At 61.5% G+C, this 21480-nt stretch carries 17 protein-coding genes; 6 read left to right on the forward strand and 11 right to left on the reverse strand.

The features are described from left to right. Positions 1-4: 4 nt before the first annotated feature. Entirely contained in the window at positions 5-1258 is a 1254-nt protein-coding gene (glyA, locus tag NR164_RS03695; protein WP_017847878.1) for a serine hydroxymethyltransferase, read from the reverse strand. Between the two features lie 251 nt (positions 1259-1509). Beyond that, complete coding sequence (locus NR164_RS03700) at positions 1510-2238, reverse strand: TraX family protein (protein ID WP_256822315.1); 729 nt, start codon at positions 2236-2238, stop codon at positions 1510-1512. A 90-nt stretch (positions 2239-2328) separates the two neighbouring features. On the opposite strand from NR164_RS03700, the gene NR164_RS03705 reads away from it, so the two are divergent. After that, positions 2329-3369: a low specificity L-threonine aldolase gene (locus tag NR164_RS03705; protein WP_017847880.1), complete on the forward strand. Its 1041-nt coding sequence runs from the start codon at positions 2329-2331 to the stop codon at positions 3367-3369. Between the two features lie 60 nt (positions 3370-3429). Here the strand turns inward: NR164_RS03705 and NR164_RS03710 are convergent, their stop codons facing one another. Then, entirely contained in the window at positions 3430-5247 is a 1818-nt protein-coding gene (locus tag NR164_RS03710; protein ID WP_177031780.1) for a flavin monoamine oxidase family protein, read from the reverse strand. Positions 5248-5524: 277 nt separating this feature from the next. Here NR164_RS03710 and NR164_RS03715 point away from each other — a divergent pair, with 277 nt between their 5' ends. Both NR164_RS03715 and NR164_RS03720 read left to right on the forward strand, forming a co-directional pair. Next, the gene (locus NR164_RS03715; RefSeq protein WP_046381813.1) at positions 5525-6970 is read left to right on the forward strand and encodes a cytosine permease; all 1446 of its coding nucleotides are present in this window, start codon (positions 5525-5527) and stop codon (positions 6968-6970) included. Beyond that, positions 6967-7782 (forward strand): nitrilase-related carbon-nitrogen hydrolase, encoded by an 816-nt coding sequence (locus NR164_RS03720; protein WP_079444840.1) that lies wholly within the window; start codon positions 6967-6969, stop codon positions 7780-7782. The genes NR164_RS03715 and NR164_RS03720 overlap by 4 nt, the downstream gene beginning before the upstream one ends. Before the next feature lie 3 nt (positions 7783-7785). Here the strand turns inward: NR164_RS03720 and gbcB are convergent, their stop codons facing one another. Next, a complete protein-coding gene (gbcB, locus tag NR164_RS03725) occupies positions 7786-8886 on the reverse strand; it encodes a glycine-betaine demethylase subunit GbcB (protein ID WP_017847881.1) in 1101 nt (366 codons plus the stop codon). A gap of 282 nt (positions 8887-9168) precedes the next feature. Here gbcB and gbcA point away from each other — a divergent pair, with 282 nt between their 5' ends. After that, a complete protein-coding gene (gbcA, locus tag NR164_RS03730) occupies positions 9169-10461 on the forward strand; it encodes a glycine-betaine demethylase subunit GbcA (RefSeq protein ID WP_017847882.1) in 1293 nt (430 codons plus the stop codon). A gap of 685 nt (positions 10462-11146) precedes the next feature. Here gbcA and NR164_RS03735 read toward each other — a convergent pair. From NR164_RS03735 to NR164_RS03760, 6 genes are all read right to left on the reverse strand, one after another. Further along, positions 11147-11917, reverse strand: a complete 771-nt coding sequence (locus NR164_RS03735; RefSeq protein WP_256822316.1) for an electron transfer flavoprotein subunit beta — start codon at positions 11915-11917, stop codon at positions 11147-11149. A gap of 15 nt (positions 11918-11932) precedes the next feature. Beyond that, positions 11933-13153 carry an electron transfer flavoprotein subunit alpha/FixB family protein gene (locus tag NR164_RS03740; RefSeq protein ID WP_232590960.1) on the reverse strand — a complete coding sequence of 407 codons (1221 nt, stop codon included), beginning with the start codon at positions 13151-13153 and terminating at the stop codon, positions 11933-11935. Further along, complete coding sequence (dgcB, locus tag NR164_RS03745; RefSeq protein WP_256822317.1) at positions 13153-15096, reverse strand: dimethylglycine demethylation protein DgcB; 1944 nt, start codon at positions 15094-15096, stop codon at positions 13153-13155. Before dgcB ends, NR164_RS03740 begins: the two co-directional genes overlap by 1 nt. A gap of 174 nt (positions 15097-15270) precedes the next feature. Further along, complete coding sequence (dgcA, locus tag NR164_RS03750; protein WP_017849541.1) at positions 15271-17331, reverse strand: dimethylglycine demethylation protein DgcA; 2061 nt, start codon at positions 17329-17331, stop codon at positions 15271-15273. A gap of 16 nt (positions 17332-17347) precedes the next feature. Next, positions 17348-17878: a DUF5943 domain-containing protein gene (locus NR164_RS03755; protein ID WP_046381807.1), complete on the reverse strand. Its 531-nt coding sequence runs from the start codon at positions 17876-17878 to the stop codon at positions 17348-17350. A gap of 51 nt (positions 17879-17929) precedes the next feature. Further along, positions 17930-18907, reverse strand: a complete 978-nt coding sequence (locus tag NR164_RS03760) for a dipeptidase (protein WP_017849539.1) — start codon at positions 18905-18907, stop codon at positions 17930-17932. A gap of 219 nt (positions 18908-19126) precedes the next feature. Here NR164_RS03760 and NR164_RS03765 point away from each other — a divergent pair, with 219 nt between their 5' ends. After that, positions 19127-19528, forward strand: a complete 402-nt coding sequence (locus tag NR164_RS03765) for a lysozyme inhibitor LprI family protein (protein WP_046381806.1) — start codon at positions 19127-19129, stop codon at positions 19526-19528. 40 nt (positions 19529-19568) lie between these two features. On the opposite strand, the gene NR164_RS03770 is transcribed toward NR164_RS03765, so the two are convergent. Beyond that, entirely contained in the window at positions 19569-20531 is a 963-nt protein-coding gene (locus tag NR164_RS03770) for a tyrosinase family protein (protein ID WP_057003925.1), read from the reverse strand. A gap of 202 nt (positions 20532-20733) precedes the next feature. Here NR164_RS03770 and NR164_RS03775 point away from each other — a divergent pair, with 202 nt between their 5' ends. Further along, positions 20734-21150: a DUF3010 family protein gene (locus NR164_RS03775; protein WP_177031776.1), complete on the forward strand. Its 417-nt coding sequence runs from the start codon at positions 20734-20736 to the stop codon at positions 21148-21150. Positions 21151-21480 lie beyond the last annotated feature (330 nt).

Raw genomic sequence — 21480 nt, forward strand, 5'->3', positions numbered from 1 at the left:
GCGCTCAGCGATAAACCGGGAAATCAGCGCACAGGGCCGACACGCGCTTGGCCACGTCGGCCTCGACATCGGCGTCGCCGAGGTTGTCGAGGATGTCGCAGATCCAGCCGGCCAGCTCGATGCATTGCGGCACCTTGAAACCGCGCGTGGTCACCGCCGGCGTGCCGATACGCAGGCCCGACGTCACGAACGGCGACTGTGGGTCATTCGGCACGGCGTTCTTGTTGACGGTGATGTGGGCGCGACCGAGGGCGGCGTCCGCGTCTTTACCGGTGAGGCCCTGGCGAATCAGGCTGACCAGGAACAGATGGTTATCGGTGCCGCCGGACACTACATCGTAGCCGCGTTTGATAAACACGCCGGCCATGGCCTGGGCGTTGTCGATCACTTGCTGCTGATAGGCCTTGAAGCCAGGCTCCTGGGCTTCCTTGAAGCACACCGCCTTGCCGGCGATGACGTGCATCAGCGGGCCGCCCTGGGCGCCAGGAAATACAGCGGCGTTGAGCTTCTTTTCGATCGTTTCGTTGGCACGCGCCAGAATCAGGCCGCCACGCGGACCGCGCAGGGTCTTGTGGGTGGTGGTGGTGACCACGTCGGCGTAAGGCAGCGGGTTCGGGTACAGACCGGCGGCCACCAGGCCGGCGACGTGGGCCATGTCGACGAACAGCAGCGCACCGACCTTGTCGGCGATCTGACGGAAGCGTGGGAAATCCAGGGTCTTGGAGTAGGCGGAGAAACCGGCCACCACCATCTTCGGCTGGTGCTCCACGGCCAGGCGCTCGACTTCGTCGTAGTCGATCAGCCCGGTGTCGGTGTTGATGCCGTATTGCACCGCGTTGTACAGCTTGCCCGAGGACGACACTTTGGCGCCGTGGGTCAGGTGGCCGCCGTGGGCCAGGCTCATGCCGAGGATGGTGTCACCGGCGTTCAACAGCGCCAGGTACACCGCGCTGTTGGCGGATGAGCCGGAATGCGGCTGCACGTTGGCGTAGTCGGCGCCGAACAACTGCTTGGCGCGCTCGATGGCCAGGGCTTCGACCTTGTCCACATGCTCGCAACCACCGTAGTAGCGCTTGCCCGGGTAGCCTTCGGCGTACTTGTTGGTCAGGCCGCTGCCCTGGGCTTGCATCACGCGCTTGCTGGTGTAGTTCTCCGACGCGATCAGCTCGATATGATCTTCCTGCCGCTGCTCCTCGGCATTCATCGCCGCGAGCAGTGCATCGTCATAACCCTGGATCTGGTCTTGTTTGCTGAACATCGCGTCTCTCCCAGCCTTTCGTATTGTTAAGGCCCGTGCAGGGCCCTTTGATGCGATGGTAGGGCTGGCGCCGGCAGCTCAAATGCCTACGGACGCCACGCAAAGGTGCGTTTACGACATAGCTGGAACAACGCAGAACAAATGTGGGAGGGGGCTTGCCCCCGATAGCGGTGGATCAGCTTGCACATGCCGTGGCTGACACACCGCTATCGGGGGCAAGTCGAACCGTCGCACCGCCCCTCCCACACTGGTTAGGCGATGATTTGACGGACGAGTAGCAGCAGCAGGAAATGCACAGGATAGAGGGCATGCGCCCAGCGCCGCATTGCCGGCGGCGTGGCGTTTTTGACATGTCGCAACAGGACCAGGCCGGCCAATGGCGCGATCAGGCATGCCGCCAACCCCATCCGCGCCACCGGCGTGCCGCTATCGAGCAGAATCTGCCATTGATTGGCTGCCACACACAGCAGCCCCGGAAATACGCTGAAATACCATGGCCGACGAAACACCAACACCATCGCCCACGGCAGCAATACACCGAAGAAACCGAACATCAACTGCGTGGAAAACACAGCGCCTATCGCCAGGGCAATCAGCGCCAATCCTCGATCAACCAGCGCCTTCTGCTGCCATCCTCGGGCAACCAGCAAGCCCAACGCCAAGGTGGGCAACACATTCAACGTATCGGCATCTTCGATGAACAGCCGGTACGGCACTTCACTGATCAGGCTGAACAACAGCAACCAGCCCAGGTAACGCCAGCGGCCGCTCACTGGCGCGTCTCGCACCCGATGCACATTCGCCGCAATCGCCAGGCAAAACCACGGGAACGCCAGGCGCCCCGGCACATACAGGCCATCCAGGCTCAACCCGACATAACGCAAGTGGTCCAGCACCATGCTCAGCAGCGCCAGCCACTTGAGCAAATCCAAGGCGCCATCGCGGACACGTCCGACAGGAATCGTTTCAGTAGCGTGCATAATTCCCCAGTGACTTTGCATTTACAGTGCGTGTGCACCCCAGACAATCTTGGTTAAAGTGTGCACCAACATCGACCACAGGAATGGGCCATGACCGACAAGAGCCAACAATTCGCCAGCGATAACTATTCCGGCATCTGCCCGGAAGCCTGGGCCGCCATGGAACAAGCCAACCACGGCCATCAGCGCGCCTATGGCGATGACGAATGGACCCACCGCGCCGCCGACGGTTTCCGTAACCTGTTCGAGACCGACTGCGAAGTGTTCTTCGCCTTCAACGGCACCGCCGCCAACTCCCTGGCGCTGTCGTCGCTGTGCCAGAGCTACCATAGCGTGATCTGCTCGGAAACCGCCCACGTCGAGACCGACGAATGCGGCGCACCGGAGTTTTTCTCCAACGGTTCCAAGCTGCTCACCGCGCGCACCGAAAACGGCAAGCTGACCCCGGAATCGATCCGCGAGATCGCCCTCAAGCGCCAGGACATCCATTACCCCAAACCCCGCGTGGTGACGCTGACCCAGGCCACTGAAGTCGGCAGCGTGTACACCCCGGACGAAATCCGCGCCATCAGCGCCACCTGCAAAGAGCTCGGCCTGAACCTGCACATGGACGGCGCGCGCTTCGCCAACGCCTGCGCGTTCCTCGGCTGTTCGCCGGCCGACCTGACCTGGAAAGCCGGGGTGGATGTGTTGTGCTTCGGCGGCACGAAAAACGGCATGGCCGTGGGCGAAGCGATTCTGTTCTTCAACCGCGCACTGGCCGAAGACTTCGACTACCGCTGCAAACAGGCCGGCCAGCTCGCGTCGAAGATGCGCTTCCTCTCTGCGCCGTGGGTGGGCCTGCTGGAAAACGACGCCTGGCTCAAACACGCGCGCCACGCCAACCACTGCGCGCAGTTGTTGAGCAGCCTGGTGGCGGATATTCCCGGCGTGGAATTGATGTTCCCGGTGCAGGCCAACGGCGTGTTCCTGCAACTCTCGGAACCGGCGATCGCCGCGCTGACGGCCAAGGGCTGGCGCTTCTACACCTTCATCGGCAAAGGCGGCGCGCGCTTCATGTGTGCGTGGGACACCGAGGAAGAACGCGTGCGCGAGCTGGCGGCGGATATTCGCGAAGTGATGGGGGCCTGAAACGACGGCCCGCGTCGCAGACTCATGACCTGCGACGCGGGCCGGCGGTAACTGGCGGGCTTACAAGGCCTTCGGCTGAAGCGCTTGCCATTCATCAATGGGGCCGCGGTTCGTGAGAAGGGTCCCACCGTTGAATTTCACCGCCAGTTTATTCACGGCGTTCAAGGCCGTCGTCACCGCCCCTTCCGCCCAGCCACCCGTCCACGAAACGTCGTCACCCGCGAGAATGAACCCATCGGGGTTCAAAACCGACACTCCGTTCATGAACTGCGAAAACAGCAAGCGCTGGTACTCGTACTGCCCCGGCAGGTTCATTTTGAACGCGCACAGGAAAAACGGCTGCTCCTCCCAGTTGATTTCGACAAAGGGGTTGGTCATGCCGAACTCCGCGGCCAGATTCAACTGATGTGGGGCATACACGCTATCCAGCAGGGTCGTGCATAACTGCACGTGGGACGGCAGCGGCGCACCACGATCACCGAGGAATTTGAGGGCGTCATCATTCCAGGTGTAGGACAAAAACAGGCCACAGCCTTTGTAAGGTCCCTGGCTCTGAGCATAGTCCAGCAGGTAGGTGCCACGGGTGATTCGTTCCGACAACGTCACGCTCATCCTGTATTGCAAATCAGTCCCCACATCGGTCCAGAACGGCCGTTTGGTTTGCGCGAAAATTTTGGCTGACTGCATGTAATGGGTGTACATCACCGCTTCCCATTCCTTGGGGGATAGCAGGTCATTCATCTGGTTAAAGCGGGCAGCGCCATCCATATAACGGAATTTATCGAGGACCCGTTTGTGAGGGGTATAGACCACGGCAGGAAAGGTGTATGAGTGCTCGCTTCCCAGAGTGCGATCAAACACCCGAACATCGAACTCGCCATCCGACCGACGCACGATCTGTCGCACTTCCTGGTTCAAAGGCTGAGAGATGACCTGGGTGGTCAGGCCTTCGACGGTGGTCCCCGCAGGCCAATGGACCATGGTGTCGCCGAAGGTATCCGGGGCGCGCCTCCAAAGCCGGCCCGGCAGCTCGCTGGAGCCGTCATACATCAGCTTGTGGTTGGTATCCAGCCCGGTATACAGCACCCGCAGCACTTCCAGGAAACAGTTCGGGTAATCGGTGTTCCAGCCGCCCGTGCCGAAGCCGATCTGGCCGAACAGATCGATATCTTCGCGACTCCACCCCGCCTGCTCGACCATCGCGGCAAAAAAACTCAGGTTGTCCCAACCCGCATCAAGAATGGCGTTCCACAAGGCTTTGATCTTGACCGGATCAAGGCTGTCCTCGGACATTGCGGTTTCCATCTCCGTGAACTTGATCGGGTCCTGTTCAAGAAACACTTCGAATAGCTTGCGCTCGATCTCGGCGTATTCAAACGGCAGATTATCGCCTTCGTAATAGACCTGTTTTTGCTGATAGTCGACGACCGTGCTGGGAGTAAAAGGCGACCCCGGGTTGGGAAAGTCTGTCGAATTGGCCGTCATGCCAACTTTATTGAAATAGTGCATCAACGCTTTGCCTGAAACAGGAAAGCGCATGGCACCCTTTTCGCAGATAACACAGTTAGCAGGATCTTGCGGATCACCCGCCACATAGGAATACAGTCGCCCACCGATGCGGTCACTAGCCTCCACCACCACCGGGTGCAACCCCATACGCATGGCTTCATAGGCCGCGACCATTCCAGCGACGCCGGCGCCGACGATCAAGACCTGCTTGCCATAGGCCTGGCGGGATACCTGCGCCAACGGCGTGCCTAAACTGTCAGCCGTTTCAAGAAACCGGGCGTAATGAAAAGGAAAGTCCGGAACAAGTGCAGTGACATTCTTGGCAAGCAAGCGCGCTGCGCCTTTACTGCGGGAGGGGATAGCAGACATGGCAATCGTCCTTGGTATGTAATCAGGACGTCCACCTACTGCTTCAATGCGAAGGGCGAATACGACGTATGTGCTGCTCAGCGTAGATAATTGTAGGAAATGGCTCTATATCACTTGGAAATAAAAAGCCAATGCGTAATACAAGCCTTGCTTCAGAAGGCTTCAGGCAATCAGTTCAGAAATTCGTGAAGTGATTATTTGCAAATGCCGATTCAATAATCTTTTTAGTTACAAGACTCTTCATAGTCTCACTTAATAAAAACAGACCGTGATGCCTATGAACACGCCCCCCAACCGTTCGGCTGCTCCGCCATCCACCACACTGAAAATCGAAACCCGCTCCATTGACTACGTGCCGCGTAATGAGCGCCACGGCAAGGTCTGGCATCAGGCACCGTTCTGGTTCACCGGTAACTTCGTACTGACCACCCTGGTCACCGGGTTTACCGGCGCAGCCTTGGGGCTGAGCCTGGTGTATGCGATCCTGGCGATTGTCATCGGCGTGTGCCTGGGCACGTTCGCCATGGCGTTCCACGCCAACCAGGGGCCGCGCATGGGTTTGCCGCAGATGATCCAGTCGCGGGCACAGTTCGGCCTGCGCGGGGCAATCGTGCCCTTTATCGCAGTGGTGTTCGTGTATATCGGCTTTAACGTGTTCAACGTGATCCTGGCGACCGACGCCATCAATACCGTGCTGCCCGGCAACCGCGCACCGTGGTACGCCTTGATGATCCTCCTGGCCGTGGTGATTGCCGTGATCGGCCACGACCTCCTGCACACCGTGCAACGCTGGCTGACCTACGTGATGATCAGTGTGTTCGCGGTCCTCACGGTTGCTGCCGTGATGAACCTGCAGGCCGACATGGCGGTGGCCAACGCCCATTTTTCCTGGCCGGCTTTTCTGATCCAGCTTTCAGCCGCCGCGGGTTACCAGATCAGCTACGCCGTCTACGTCTCGGATTACTCGCGCTACCTGCGCCATGACACGCCGTCGCGCAAAGTCATCGCCTGGACGTACCTGGGCGCCGCCGGCTCGGCGCTGTGGCTGATGTCGCTGGGGGCCTTTCTCGCCTCGGCGCTGCCCTCACCCGACGCCATCGGCAGTGTGCAGGCTGTGGGCAACCAACTGCTTCCGGGGTTTGGCACCTTTACCGTATTGATCGCAGTGCCCGCACTGGTTGGCATCATGGCCGTCAACTGCTACGGCGCCATGCTGACGGGGATCAGCGCGATTGACGGCTTCGTGTCGATCAAACCGGGCATCAAAGGGCGCATCGTGGGAATCAGCCTGGTGGGCGGCGCGATTTTCGCCATCGCTTTGAGTATCCCGCAGAGCTACCTGGAGAGTTTCAATACCTTCGTCTTGCTGATGCTGTATTTCCTCGTGCCCTGGACCGCCGTCAACCTCGCGGACTTCTATGTTGTACGCAAGGGGCAATACGCAATCAGTGACATCTTCAACCCGAACGGTATCTACGGCCGCTGGTCGGGTGCCGGGCTTATTTCCTATTTCCTGGGCCTGGGGGCGATGACACCGTTCATCTCCCTGGGGTTTTACCAAGGGCCCATCGCGACGGCTTTGGACGGGGCCGATATTGCATTCGTGGTCGGCCTGGCAGTTTCTGCAATCGCCTACTGCCTGCTGTCATGTACACGTGACCTGACCGCCGAGCAACGCGCAATTGAAGCCAGCGACCGCCTGTTTGAAGGCGAAGAGTCATGACACCGGTACGCGTTGTCTGTCATCAACTGGAACCGCACCTGGGCGACACCGACTACAACCGTCGCCTGAGTGAAACGGCGATCCGCAGCGCCGCCGCCCTGGGCGCCCATGTGGTGGTGCTGCCCGAACTCATGCAAAGCGGCTACGCGTTCAATGACCTGGCAGAAGCCAGAGCGGTGTCGGAACCGCTCGATGGCCCGACGCTGTGTCTGTGGAAAGCCCTGGCTATCGAGTTGGGCTTGATCGTCGTCGCCGGCTTCTGCGAGCGCCTGAGTGCCGGCCGAGTTGCCAACAGCGCCGCGTTGATTGAGCCCGACGGTAGGCTAACGGTGTATCGCAAGGCGCATCTGTGGGACCGTGAAAAGCTGATCTTCACCGCCGGTGATGCGCCGCCACCGGTGGTCGACACCGCCGTCGGGCGGATCGGCATGATGATCTGCTACGACCTGGAGCTGCCCGAGTGGGTACGCCTGGCCGCGCTGGCGCAAGCCGACTTGCTCTGCACCCCGGTGAACTGGCCGGACGGCCCGCGCCCCTCGGGTGAGCGGCCGGCAGAGATCGTGCGAGTCCAGGCCAATGCGGCGGTCAACCGCATGTTCATCGCTGCGTGCGACCGCCATGGCGAAGAACGTGGCGTCAACTGGGTGGGCGGCTCGGTCATCGTCGACGCCGATGGCTACCCGCTGGCCGGAGCAAGCGCCCACCCGACGGAACAACAATTGGTGGCTGACTTGCCCTTGGCGCAGGCCAGGAACAAGTCAATCAGCGAGCACAACCACGTTCACCGGGATCGTCGGCCTGGGCTGTACTGAGCGTCAGAACTCAATCCGCACGTCGCCCTTCGGCACGCTGCAGCACGACAGGATGTAGCCCTCGGCTTCGTCTTCCTCGGTAATCCCGCCGTTGTGGTCCATCTCGACCTCGCCGCCCAGCTTGAGCACCTTGCATGTGCCGCAAATCCCCATGCCGCAGGCCTTGGGAATCAGCAGGCCGAGCTTGGCCGCAGCGGCGTGGACGGTTTCGCCCGGCGCCACGCGGATGCTCTTGCCCGAGGTGATGAACTCGACCTGATGCAGGTCCGCCAGGTCGATTTCCGGCGCATCGGCGGCTTGTTCGGCCTGTTCCACCGCATCGGCGCGGGCTTCCGCTGGCGTCGCGCCGAAGGACTCTTCGTGATAACGCGTCATGTCGAAACCGGCGGCTTCCAGCAGGCGCTTCACTGCGGTCATGTACGGCGTGGGGCCGCAGCAGAACACTTCGCGCTCCAGGAAGTCCGGCACCATCAATTCGAGCATCTTGTGGTTCAGGTAGCCGCGATACCCGGCCCAGGGCTCGCCCAGGCCGTGCTTCTCGCAGATCAGGTGCAGGCTGAAGTTGTCGATCCGCGAGGCCATGTGCTCCAGCTCGCGGTGGTAGATGATGTCTTTGGGCGAGCGCGCGCTGTGGATAAACGTCATGTCGACGTTGGCGTTGGTGTCGTAGAACCAGCGCGCCATGGACATCACCGGGGTAATGCCGACGCCGCCGCTGAGGTACAGCACCTTCGGGCTTGGGAAGTCGATGGCATTGAACAGCCCGACCGGCCCGTGGACCGCCAGCTCCTGGCCCTCGTGCAGGGTGTCGTGCAGCCAGTTGGAGACCTTGCCGCCCGGCACGCGCTTGATCGTCACCGAGAAGCTGTAAGGCACCGACGGCGAGCTGGAGATGGTGTAGGAACGCATGATCGGCTGGCCGTCGATTTCCAGCTCCAGGGTGACGAACTGCCCCGGCTTGAAAAAGAACAGGATCGGCTGGTCGGCCATGAAGCAGAAGGTGCGAACGTCCCAGGTTTCCTGGATGACTTTGACGCAACGGACAATGTGCCGACCATTGGCCCAGGTCTGGGTGGTTACCGGATTCAGGAAGTTGCTGGACATGCTGTTCTCCACCGCCGAGGCTCGGCCTTATGGTGGCGATTCTGCGTAACGCGAGAACCACCCATTTACCTATCTGCGACATTCACATACTTATCGCGACCAGCCCCCAACGACAGGGGGTTGCGCGTCGGGAACAGATTGGGCCATGTCGCCCATGGATAAGGTTCACCGCAACGGCGGCCGCACACTCGCTGCCAACAACGACACTTTCTTTACGCCTTGCACTGCACTAACCGTAGCCACTTTCGCCGGCCACACAGAATGGCCATGAGGACACACACGATGGACGTCACCGCAACCTTAAGCTTGGGCGATCCGCTGGAACCCGCACGCAAGGCCACCGCGCAGATGCTGCAAGAGCGCGAACGCACGTTCTCGCTGCCACAGCCGTTCTACTCTGATGAGCGGTTGTTTGATATCGATATGCAGGAGATCTTCCAGAAGGAATGGTTGATCGCCGGCATGACCTGCGAGATCCCCACCAAGGGCAACTTCCTGACCCTGCAAGTGGGCAAGAACCCGATCATCGTGATCCGTGGCGCCGATGGCGTGGTGCATGCGTTCCACAACGTCTGCCGCCACCGCGGTTCGCGCTTGTGTACCAGCGACAAAGGCAAGGTCGCCAAGCTGGTCTGCCCGTACCACCAGTGGACCTACGAACTGGACGGCCGCCTGCTGTTCGCCGGCACCGAGATGGGCGCCGACTTCGACATGAAGCAGTACGGCCTCAAGCCGATCAACGTGAAGACCGCCGGCGGCTACATCTTCATCAGCCTGGCGCAGAACCCGCCGGCCATCGATGACTTCCTGTCGACCCTGAACCACTACATGGAACCCTACGACATGGAGAACACCAAGGTGGCGGTGCAAACCACCTTGATGGAAAAGGCCAACTGGAAACTGGTGCTGGAAAACAACCGCGAGTGCTACCACTGCAACGCCTCGCACCCCGAGCTGTTGAAAACCCTGCTCGAGTGGGACGACGTCACCGACCCGCGCGCCGACCAGGCCTTCAAGGACCACGTGGCCGCCAGCGCCGCGGCCTGGGAAGCCGAAAAAATCCCTTACGCCCACGCCAGCTTCGGCCTGCGCAACCGCATCGTGCGTATGCCGCTGCTCAAAGGCACCGTGTCGATGACCCTGGACGGCAAACAGGGCTGCAAGAAGTTGATGGGCCGCATCAAGAACCCGGACCTGGGCTCGATGCGTATCCTGCACCTGCCGCACTCGTGGAACCACTGCATGGGCGACCACGTGATCGTGTTCACCGTGTGGCCGATCAGCGCCCAGGAAACCATGGTCACCACCAAGTGGCTGGTCCACAAGGACGCGGTCGAAGGCGTGGACTACGACGTGGAGCGCATGCGCCAGGTATGGGACGCCACCAACGACCAGGACCGTCGCCTGGCCGAAGAAAACCAGCGCGGGATCAACTCCACCGCCTACCAGCCGGGCCCCTACTCCAAGACCTATGAGTTCGGCGTGGTGAACTTCATCGACTGGTACAGCGAGCGCATGCTGAGCAACCTCGGCGCGGCGCCGGCGCCCTACCTCAAAGGCGTGGCCGCCCAGTAACCATCCCTGTGGGAGCGGGCTTGCTCGCTCCCACATTGGGTTGCGCACTGATCAAAATTTGTTCAAGCACACTGAACCCCTCTCGCCGCCTGCCCTCCAGCCTTTGCCCAACAACTTATCCACAGAGCCACCCACAGCAATTGTGCGCAAGTGCGCCTGCCCGTCGAAATTAAATCAAGAAAATCCGTGACTTATTCGACTTGGCCGTTTTAAGGCGCCACTGATCAATTTTTGAACAACTCCGTGTAAGCCATATGAACCGTGCCCTGTAGCGGTACGCGAACACCTTATCCACAGAAGCACCAACAGACTTTGGGGGCAACTTTGACGCGGCTGTGGAAAACCCCTTCAAACCTTCATAAACCGGGCTATCCACGCGTTTCAGCGGGCAAATGCGCGCAATTGATCAAATTTCGATCAACCTAGCGTAAGCCTTTATTTATAAGGGCTGCAGCGGTAAGCGAACATCTTATCCACAGAAGCGCCAACAGACTTTGGGGGAAACTCTGCGCGGGGTAATCGCTGTAATCACACAGAAACCCAAGGAAAAACCGAGGGTTAGCCTGGTCGTTTTTTGTACGGAGGGCTGCAGGGCTTGATTTACAGGGGGTGTGGACAACCGCGAACAGGTTATCCACAGACGGGTCAACAGGGATTGTGGGTAAGCCACTCTCCCCGTTGCGGCTCAGCGAACCACGCCTTCCTCAAGCAACAACTTGAGAATCGCTTCAGCACCCGCTTCAGGGCTGAGGCCCTTGAGTACCTGCCCGCCGCCGCCACTGGCCTTGGCCGTGGCCGCCTTCATCCGGTCCGCACCGCTCTTGGCCTTGATCACCTTGAGCCGCTTGGGTCGTGGCTTAGCCGGTTGCAGCACGGCGCCTGTGAATAACTCGTCCGCTTCAACCTCGACCTCGTGGGCCGCCAGTTCGCCGCGTTGCGCCGGGCCATAGGCGCTCTGCCGAGGCTTGGGTGCGGCGTTATCCACCGTGGCCAGAAACGGCAGGCGCACCTTCAAGCGCCGCCGCTGCCCACGGGGCAAGGCTTGCAGCACGTGGGCCACGCCGCTCTCGATGGACTCCACCTGCGCCAGCCCGACAATCAACGGCCAGCCCAGGTGTTCGGCGAGCAGGAACGGCAACATCCCCGAACCTTCGCCGGTTTCGGCCTGGCTACCGGTGAGCACCACCTGGGCGCCGGCGTCGCGCAGATACTCACTGAGCACCGGCAAGGCATCGGCGCCAGGCGGTTGTTCGAGCACATGCAACTGCGCCAGCCCCATGCCCAGGTAGCTGCGCAGCGTGGGTTCGGCGATGTCGCCGGCATGCAGCACCTGCAACTTATCCCCAGCCATTTGCAGGCCCAACTCGACCGCGCGCGCATCCTGCTCGGCGCGGCGCGGGCGCCCGGAGGTGGGGTGGGCGCCGATGGAGACCAGACTGATTACCTGCGTGTTCATGCCCTTATCCTTTGCTTAAGCCGCATCGCGCTTGGCGCCGTGGCGGTAGGCCTCGACCGCGGCGATCAAGGCTTGCAGAATCGCGGCGCTGTCGCCGATCACCGACAGGTCGGCACGCTTGATCATGTCGCAGCCGGGGTCGAGGTTGATCGCCACCACCTTGTCGCAGGCGCCGATGCCTTGCAGGTGCTGGATCGCCCCGGAGATACCGACGGCCACATACACCCGCGCCGTAACCCAGGTGCCGCTGGCGCCGACCTGGCGATCGCGGGCCATGAAGCCATCGTCCACCGCGACGCGCGAGGCGCCTTCGGTAGCGCCCAGGGCGGCGGCGGTCTGGTGGAACAGCGCCCAGTCCTTCACGCCGTTGCCGCCGGAGAAAATAAACTCGGCTTCAGCCATCGGAATCGCCGCCGGGTCCACCGCCACCGCGCCGAGGTCTTCGATACGCGGCAGGCTGCGCGCCAGGGCTGTGGATAACTCCACGGGCAGCACTTCATGCCGAGTGTCGCTGACCGGATCGGCGCATTCGGCGGCGGCCAGGATCAGGCGCGGCAGCGGCCGGGCCACGTCTTGCTGACCAGCACCGGCACGGCCGATGCACTGCTCGCCCTGGATCTGCCAGACCCGCGTGGCCGGGCGCTCGTTGAGGCTGGCGGCAAAACGCCGACCGAGTTCGCCGCCACCGCTGCGGCTGTCCGGCAGCAACCAATGGCGCGGGTTGAACTGGTTATCCACAGCCCGCAGGCCCTGCACGCGTTGCTCCGGTGAATAACCGTCGAAGGCATGGCCTTCGAGCACCAGCAAGCGGTCGACGCCGGCCGTGGCAAATGCGTTTTCCTTGTGTTCGCCAAACACCACGGCCAGCACCGCACCGTCGCTGCCGGCGAGTTGCCGGGCCAGGCCGAGCAGGTCACGGTCGTGGCTGCTCAGGCGGCCGCCGACCATGTCCGGCACCACGTTGATGTAGAACGCGGGCGCCGCCACTTGATGCAGCGGCAACTGCACTTCCACCGCCGCCGTGCGCTTGGCCGCCCCGCCCTGCTGGGCACCGCTGCGGTCGATGCGCTTGATGCCGTTGGGGCCGATAAAACCGACACCATGGACGTTCTTGCGGATGACGCCGTTGGGCCCCATCCAACTGTGTTGCACCGGCTGCATCGCCGCATGCAGCGGGTGCAGGCGGTTACGGGCGATCCATTCGGCGCGTGGGTCGCGGCGGATAATGTCGCTCATCAGTGTACCTCCGCGGGTTCACGCGTGATCGGGGCTTTGGCCGGCGCCGGCTCGTCGAGCAAGGCATCGGCCACCAACTCGGCGATGTCCTTGATCAGTGGGCGCGGTTCGACCACGCCTTCGAGCATCGCGGTGCATTGCGGGCAGCCCACGGCCACCAGCTCGGCGCCGGTTGTGCGGATGTCGTCCATCCGCATATCGGGGATGCGTTGCTTGCCCGGAATGTCGGTGATCGGCGCGCCGCCACCGCCACCGCAGCAGCGTGAACGGTAGCCCGAGCGTTGCATCTCCTTGACCTCGATCCCCAACGCGCGCAGCACCTGGCGCGGCGCCTCGTATTCGCCGTTGTAGCGGCCCAGGTAGCACGGGTCGTGATAGGTCACGCTGCTGCCTTTGTGCTGGCCCAGGTTCAGCGCGCCGTCGCCGATCAGCTCGGCCATGAAGGTGCTGTGGTGCTGTACGACATAGTCACCGTTGAAGGCGCCGTATTCGTTTTTCAGCACATGGAAACTGTGCGGGTCGCAGGTGACGATGCGCGTGAAGTTGTACTTGGCCAAGGTCTGGATATTGCGCGTGGCCAGCAGTTGGAAGGTCGCTTCATCGCCCAAACGGCGGGCGACGTCGCCGCTGTCGCGCTCTTCCAGGCCGAGCACGGCAAAGTCGACCTTGGCCGCTTTCAGCACTTTGACGAAGGCGCGCAGGGTGCGCTGGTTGCGCATGTCGAAGGCACCGTCGCCGACCCAGAACAGCACCTCGCAGCGACCTTTTTCGCTGAGCAACGGCAGGTTCAGATCCGCCGCCCAGTTCAGCCGGCCGCCCGGTGCGAAGCCGCCGGGGTTGTCGGTGGCGATCAGGTTTTCGAGGACTTCGGCGCCCTTGTTCGGCGTGGCGCCTTTTTCCAGGGTGAGGTGGCGGCGCATGTCGACGATGGCGTCCACGTGCTCGATCATCATCGGGCACTCTTCCACACAGGCGCGGCAGGTGGTGCAGGACCACAACGTGTCGGCGTCCACCAGGCCGTTGACGATCGGTTGGTGCGGGTTGCCGCGGTGTTCACCGATCGGTTTTCCAGGATAAGCGCTGCCGGCGAACTTGGCATCGGTGCCGCCGGCCAGGCCGACCACCATGTCCTGAATCAGCTTTTTCGGGTTCAGCGGCTGGCCGGCGGCGAACGCCGGGCACGCCGCTTCGCACTTGCCGCACTGCACGCAGGCGTCGAAGCCGAGCAGTTGGTTCCAGGTGAAGTCCTTGGGTTTTTCCACGCCCAGGGGCGCGCTTTTATCGTTCAGGTCCAACGGTTTCAAACCGGTGGAACGGCCCCCGCCGAAGCGCTCGGCGCGGCGGTGCCAGGCCAGGTGCAAGGCACCGGCGAAGGCGTGCTTCATCGGCCCGCCCCAGGTCATGCCGAAGAACATTTCCGACACGCCCCACAGCACACCCACGCTCAACAACGCAGCCAGCAACCAGCCGCCGAAGTCAGCGGGCAGCACCCCGGCCACCGGCAGCGTCACCAGGAAGAAGCTCACAGAAAACGCCATCAGGCTTTTCGGCAGGCGCATCCACGGGCCTTTCGACAGGCGCGACGGCGGATTGCGCCGGCGCAGATAGACAAACGTGGCGCCGACAAACATCAGTACCGACGCCAGCAGCAAGGCAACGCCGAGGATGCGGTTATGCAGGCCGAAACCATGCACCAGGACCGCCAGCAGCGCCGACAGCACAAAACCCAGCGCCGTAGCGACGTGGGTGTTGGCGATGTATTTGTCGCGGGCGACCACGTGGTGCAGGTCGACCATGTAGCGCTTGGGCATGGCCAGCAGGCCTTTGATCAGGTCGACCTTCGACGCCCGCCCACGGCGCCACATGGCTGCCCACCGCAGTGCGCCCAGAACAGCAAGGCCCAGCGCCGCGAACAGCAGAATCGGAAGAAGAGTATTCAACATGGTGAAGCTCCCACAGACCACACGGATCTACTGTGAAACCGGGTCTGAATGTGGGAGGGAGCTTGCTCCCGATGGCGGACTGTCAGTTGATACAGCTGCAGCTGACCCACCGCCATCGGGGGCAAGCCCCCCTCCCACATTTTCAGACCGAGTACACATTGGTTCGGTGTCGGGTCAGAAATCCTTGCACAAGCGCAGGGCGTCATAGATCGCGGCGTGGGTATTGCGCTGCGCCACACAGTCACCGATGCGGAACAGCAAGTAGCCCTCGCCCGCTTCGCTCAGGCACGGTTGCGGCTTGATCGCGAACAGCGCTTCGATGTCCATCTGCCCCTTGTTGCGCGAGCCGGGCTTGAGGGCGTAGTAGATCTCCTCATCGGGACGCACGCCGTTTTCCACCACCACTTGATCGACCACCCGCTCCTCTTTGGCGCCGGTGTATTCGTTCTCCAGCACCGCCACCAGCTTGTCGCCTTCGCGGTAGACCTTTTCCAGCATCATGTCGCCGGTCATGATCACTTCCTTGGGGTACATGCTGCGGTAGTAGGTCGGGAACGACGTACCGCCGATGGCCACGCCGGGCTTGATGTCGTCGGTGACGATCTCGACCTGGCTGCCCTTGTCCGCGAGAAAATCGGCCACCGACATGCCGGTGAATTCGCAGATGGTGTCGTAGACCAGCACGTTCTTGCCCGGCGCGACTTTGCCGTCGAGCACGTCCCAACTGCTGACCACCAGGCCTTCGGCCGCGCCCCAGTGTTCGTTCTGCTCCAGGAACGGATGCCCGCCCACCGCCAGCACCACCACATCCGGGCGCAGGTCGAGGATGGCCGCCGCGTCCGCCGCCACGCCCAGGCGCAGGTCGACGTTCAACCGCGCCAGTTCCAGCTGGAACCAACGGGTGATCCCGGCGATCTGGTCGCGCTGCGGGGCTTTGGAGGCGGTAGTGATTTGCCCGCCGATAAAGGCTTTTTTCTCGAACAGGGTCACGTCGTGGCCACGCTCGGCGGCGACGCGCGCAGCCTCCATCCCCGCTGGCCCGGCGCCGACCACCACCACCTTGCGCTTGGGCCCGGTGGATTTTTCGATGATGTGCGGCACGCCCATGTATTCACGGGAGGTCGCGGCGTTCTGGATGCACAGCACATCCAGGCCCTGGTACTGGCGGTCGATGCAATAGTTGGCGCCGACGCACTGTTTGATCTGGTCGATCTGGCCCATCTTGATCTTGGCGATCAGGTGCGGGTCGGCGATGTGGGCGCGGGTCATGCCAACCATGTCCACATAGCCGCCTTCGAGGATGCGCGTGGCCTGGTTCGGGTCCTTGATGTTCTGCGCATGCAGCACCGGGGCCTTGACCACTTCCTTGATCCCGGCCGCCAGATGCAGGAACGGCTCCGGTGGATAACTCATGTTCGGGATGACGTTGGCCAGGGTGTTGTGGGTATCGCAACCCGAGCCGACCACACCGATAAAATCGAGCATGCCGGTGTCGTCGTAGTACTTGGCGATCTGCTTCATGTCCTCGTGGGACAAGCCGTCCGGGTGGAACTCATCGCCGCACAGGCGGATGCCGACGCAGAAATCCGGGCCGACTTCAGCCCGCACCGCCTTGAGCACTTCCAGGCCGAAACGCATGCGGTTTTCAAAGCTGCCGCCCCATTCGTCGGTGCGCTTGTTGACCCGCGGGCTCCAGAACTGGTCGATCATGTGCTGATGCACCGCCGACAGTTCCACGCCGTCCAGGCCACCGGCTTTCGCCCGCGCTGCCGCGCTGGCGTAGTTGCCGATCACGCGCCAGATCTCTTCCGGCTCGATGGTCTTGCAGGTCGCACGGTGTACCGGCTCGCGGATGCCCGAGGGCGACAGCAGGGTCGGCCAATGCTCGCCGTCCCAGCGCGAGCGGCGGCCCATGTGGGTAATCTGGATCATGATCTTGGCGCCATGCTTGTGCATGGCATCGGCCAGGTTCTGGAAGTGCGGGATGATCCGGTCGTCGGCCAGGTTCACCGATTTCCACCAGCCTTGCGGGCTGTCGATGGCCACGCTGGAAGACCCGCCGCAGATGGCCAGGCCGATCCCGCCCTTGGCTTTCTCTTCGTAGTACTTCACATAGCGGTCGGTGGTCATGCCGCCGTCGGTGGCATACACCTCGGCGTGGGCGGTACTGAGCACGCGGTTGCGGATGGTCAGTTTGCCGATCTGGATCGGCGCGAACATTGCTTCGAAAGCCATGGCAGGGTTCCTCGACTTACAACGGCTTGACGGTGAACAGGCCGTCGTCATGGCCCTCTTCGGAGCCGCCGTAGACTTGTTCGGCCACGGTGCGAATAGTGCTGCCGCGCGCTTGCAGGATCTGGTCCATGGCCCCGGCAAACCAGCCGGTGAACATGTAGTCGACCTTGCGCCCGACCTTGCCGTACACGTAGACGAACGCCGAGTGTTCGAGCTTGACGCTGGCGGTGCCTTTGTCGAGGTCGATGTCCTGGATCTTGAACAGGCCCCAGCCGCGTTGCGACAGGCGCTTCATGTAGTGCTCGAACACCGCCACGCCTTCAAGGCCATGGCATTCGGCTTCTTTTTCACACCAGTGCCAGGCGGATTTGTAGCCGGCCTTGTAGAGGATCTCAGCATAGGCCTCGGCGCCGAGCACTTCTTCGATGCCCATGTGGTTGTTGACGAAGAAATGACGCGGTACGTACAGCATCGGCAGGGCGTCGGAGGTCCAGACACCGGTTTCGCTGTCGACTTCGATAGGCAATTGCGGGGCGATCTTGGCCATGGAAACTTAACTCCAGAAAATTCGTAGTGGTGTTGCCCGTGGGTGTTTGGCTTATTCGCCCCACACGTCCTTCAAGACGTTGACCCAGTTCTCGCCCATGATCTTGCGCACCACGCGTTCGCTGTGGCCGCGCTTGAGCAGGGTCTCGGTGAGGTTGGGGAACTCGCCCACGGTGCGGATGCCCAGCGGGTTGATGATCTTGCCGAAGCTGGTCAGACGGCGGGCGTAGCCCTTGTCATGGGTCAGCATTTCGAAGAAATCCTGGCCATGACCCTGGGTGAAGTCGGTGCCGATGCCGATGGCGTCTTCGCCGACGATGTTCATGGTGTACTCGATGGCTTCGGCGTAGTCGTCGATGGTCGAATCGATACCCTTGGCCAGGAACGGCGCGAACATGGTCACGCCGACAAAGCCGCCGTGGTCGGCGATGAACTTCAGCTCTTCATCGGACTTGTTGCGCGGGTGTTCCTTGAGCCCGGAGGGCAGGCAGTGGGAGTAGCACACCGGTTTTTTCGATTCGAGGATGACTTCTTCGCTGGTCTTGGAGCCGACGTGGGACAGGTCGCACATGATGCCGACGCGGTTCATCTCGCCGACGATCTCGCGACCGAAGCCCGACAGCCCGCCGTCGCGTTCGTAGCAACCGGTGCCGACCAGGTTCTGGGTGTTGTAGCACATCTGCACCACACCGACGCCGAGCTGCTTGAAGATCTCGACGTAGCCGAGCTGGTCTTCAAACGCGTGGGCGTTCTGGAAGCCGAAGATGATGCCGGTCTTGCCCTGTTCCTTGGCCTTGCGGATGTCGGCGGTGGTTTTCACCGGGATCACCAGGTCGCTGTTCTCGCGGATCAGGGTCTGGCTGGCGACGATGTTATTGATCGTCGCCTGGAACCCTTCCCACACCGACACGGTGCAGTTGGCGGCGGTCAGGCCACCTTTGCGCATGTCCTCGAACAGCTCGCGGTTCCACTTGGCAATGATCAGCCCGTCGATAACGATGCTGTCGGCGTGTAATTGCGCTGGGCTCATCAGGCGTCCCCTTATTGGCGATTCGTGCGCCGAATCGTCTGCCGGCGCTTTGGGGCCAGCATATGCCGAGGGGCCGAGCGGACCGGGTGCAAAAACGACAGGGGAATTGCCGAAAGCGTCAATCCGCGACGAAGGTCGCTAAGACAGGTCTGTCTGGCGGCTGTTCTTTGTCTTACGCTTGGGCCAGAATTCCCGCATCAACCGATATGAGACGGCGCAATGAAATCGATTTTCCTGGCTTTGGCACTCATCGCAACCGGCGTCCACGCGGCCGAAGACACCGACAGCACGCCGTGCGACGGCATCGAAAACGACAAGCAAACCCTGGAATGCGCCACCTACAACAAAACCACCGCCGAGCAATTGCTCAAGGATAACTATCAAGGGTTGCTGGAGCGCATGGGTTCGACCTATGGCAGCAACAAGTCACAGCTGGCAGACATTACCGCTCGTCTGAAGGATGCCCAGCAGAAGTGGGAAAAATTACGTGACGCCGATTGCGCGGTGGACACCTTCCCGGCGGCGACCGGCACCAAGCCCTATGCGATCGAACTGAACGATTGCCTGGCGCGGATGAGTGATGAGCGGTCGGAGTTTTTGGAGTCGATCGGCCAGGAGTGAAGCATTCCCGCGCATTGATCGCGGGAACGCTTCACAGGCGTCAGGCCATGAAGGGCGACTTGAACGGGCTTTTCGTCAATGGGCGGCTGGGCGCATAGCTGTAGCCCAGCGCGGCGATATCCATCACTTCACTGATCCGGCGGGTCCAGGGATTAATCACATCATCATAGTTGTGGCCCGGCGGACCGTCCTGCATGGGGCAATAGTGCGGGGCCAGGTCCGGCTCATCCAGGCGCTTCTGCGCCTGCCAGTCCGCCCAGATCTTGTCGATGAAACAGTGATGCAGGAAGAACACCGGGTCATCCGGTGAGGTCATGGGCAACATATTGCCGCCAATCCACAAATGCACACGGTTATGCAGCTGCGAACCGGAGGTTTTGACAGCAGGATCGCCGCGCTGGGTGATCCAGCCTTCCAGGCGGTTTCTGAAACCGCGGATGAAAGGGCTCGAGTTGTAATTGGGTTCGTCATACAGGCTTTCGTTCATCGCCACTCGCAGGTCGTCCTCGGTTGGCAGTGAGCTGATCACTTGCCCGAACTGGCGCTTGAGGCCTGGCCCGGGCAAGCCCTCCTCGTCATAGGGCGGCACGGGCCAGTTCCCGTATTTGTGGGCAAAGACCCCATCCTGCACGCGAAACTGATCGGCTGGGTCGCCATCACCTCCCAGGAAACCCTGGCGCCAGACCGGCGATTGTTCAGGGGCGGCCGCATCCTGCGTCCAGTCCCAATAAGGCAGCGTCACGCCGACGTTGATCGCTTGTAGATCCGCCTCGAACTGCATCAACATTTCACGGTGCCACGGCAGAAATGCCGGCCCCCGGTGAGCACCGTTACGGTAGTTGGGATCTTGGGGTTCGTTCGGGTAGACCGTGGCCTTCATGACGGCGTGATGCCAATGAACATACTTGTCGTAGACACCGGAACGCTTCATCGCCAATAACGTGTTGATAAACTCCAGTTGTTCCGTTGCGGTCAGTGCGCGAATTTCCTTGCGAATATTCATTGCATAACTCCCTTGTCGGAATAGCCATGGAACAGGCCGGAACCCTCGGCAGGCTCCTTCAGGGAATCTATGAGACCGGGCACGCGGCGGTCTACTGTCAAAAATAACAGGTCGAGCACGTTCCCGACGGGTGGACGGCGGCCGTCTCAGCCCTCGACCCTGATACTATTGCGGCCTCTCTTTTTTGCCCCAAGGCGACCCAATGACTCTCTGCGGCATCGAAATCAAAGGCAGCGAAGCCATCATCGCCGTTGCCTCCCTGAACAATCAGACGCTGACCCACGTCGCCCTGGCCACCAAGAAAATCGCCCTCGAAGACGACGATGACGCGGCCAACGTCAAAGCCTTCGCCGCCCAGGTGAAGGCGTTCGTGCGGGACAACGCCATCGAACGCATCGCCATCAAGAAGCGCAGCAAAAAAGGCGAATTCGCCGGCGGCCCGACCACGTTCAAGATTGAAGGGGTGTTTCAACTGCTGGAGGGGGTTGAAGTGACGCTGCTGTCGCCGCAGACCATCAATGCGCAGAACAAGAAGCACAATTTCGATCTGCCGGCGACGCTGAACAAGTACCAGCATGAAGCCTTCAAAGCAGCGTGTTCGGCCCTGATAAAGCAATAGGCACACCGACAATTTACTGTGGGAGGGGGCTTGCCCCCGATGGCGGTGTGTCAGCCACTCAGGTGCCGCTGATCCACCGTCATCGGGGGCAAGCCCCCTCCCACATTTGATCTTTGTCGCTTACAGGAGAAGGGGTGTAGTACCAGCATGAAGCCTTCAAGGCGGCTTGTTCGGCCCTGATAAAGCAATAAGCACACCGACAATTTACTGTGGGAGGGGGCTTGCCCCCGATGGCGGTGTGTCAGCCACTCAGGTGCCGCTGATCCACCGTCATCGGGGGCAAGCCCCCTCCCACATTTGATCTTTGTCGCTTACAGGAGGAGGGGTGTA

This window comes from Pseudomonas sp. Pse79, from assembly GCF_024519615.1.
Taxonomy (GTDB): Bacteria; Pseudomonadota; Gammaproteobacteria; order Pseudomonadales; family Pseudomonadaceae; genus Aquipseudomonas; species Aquipseudomonas veronii.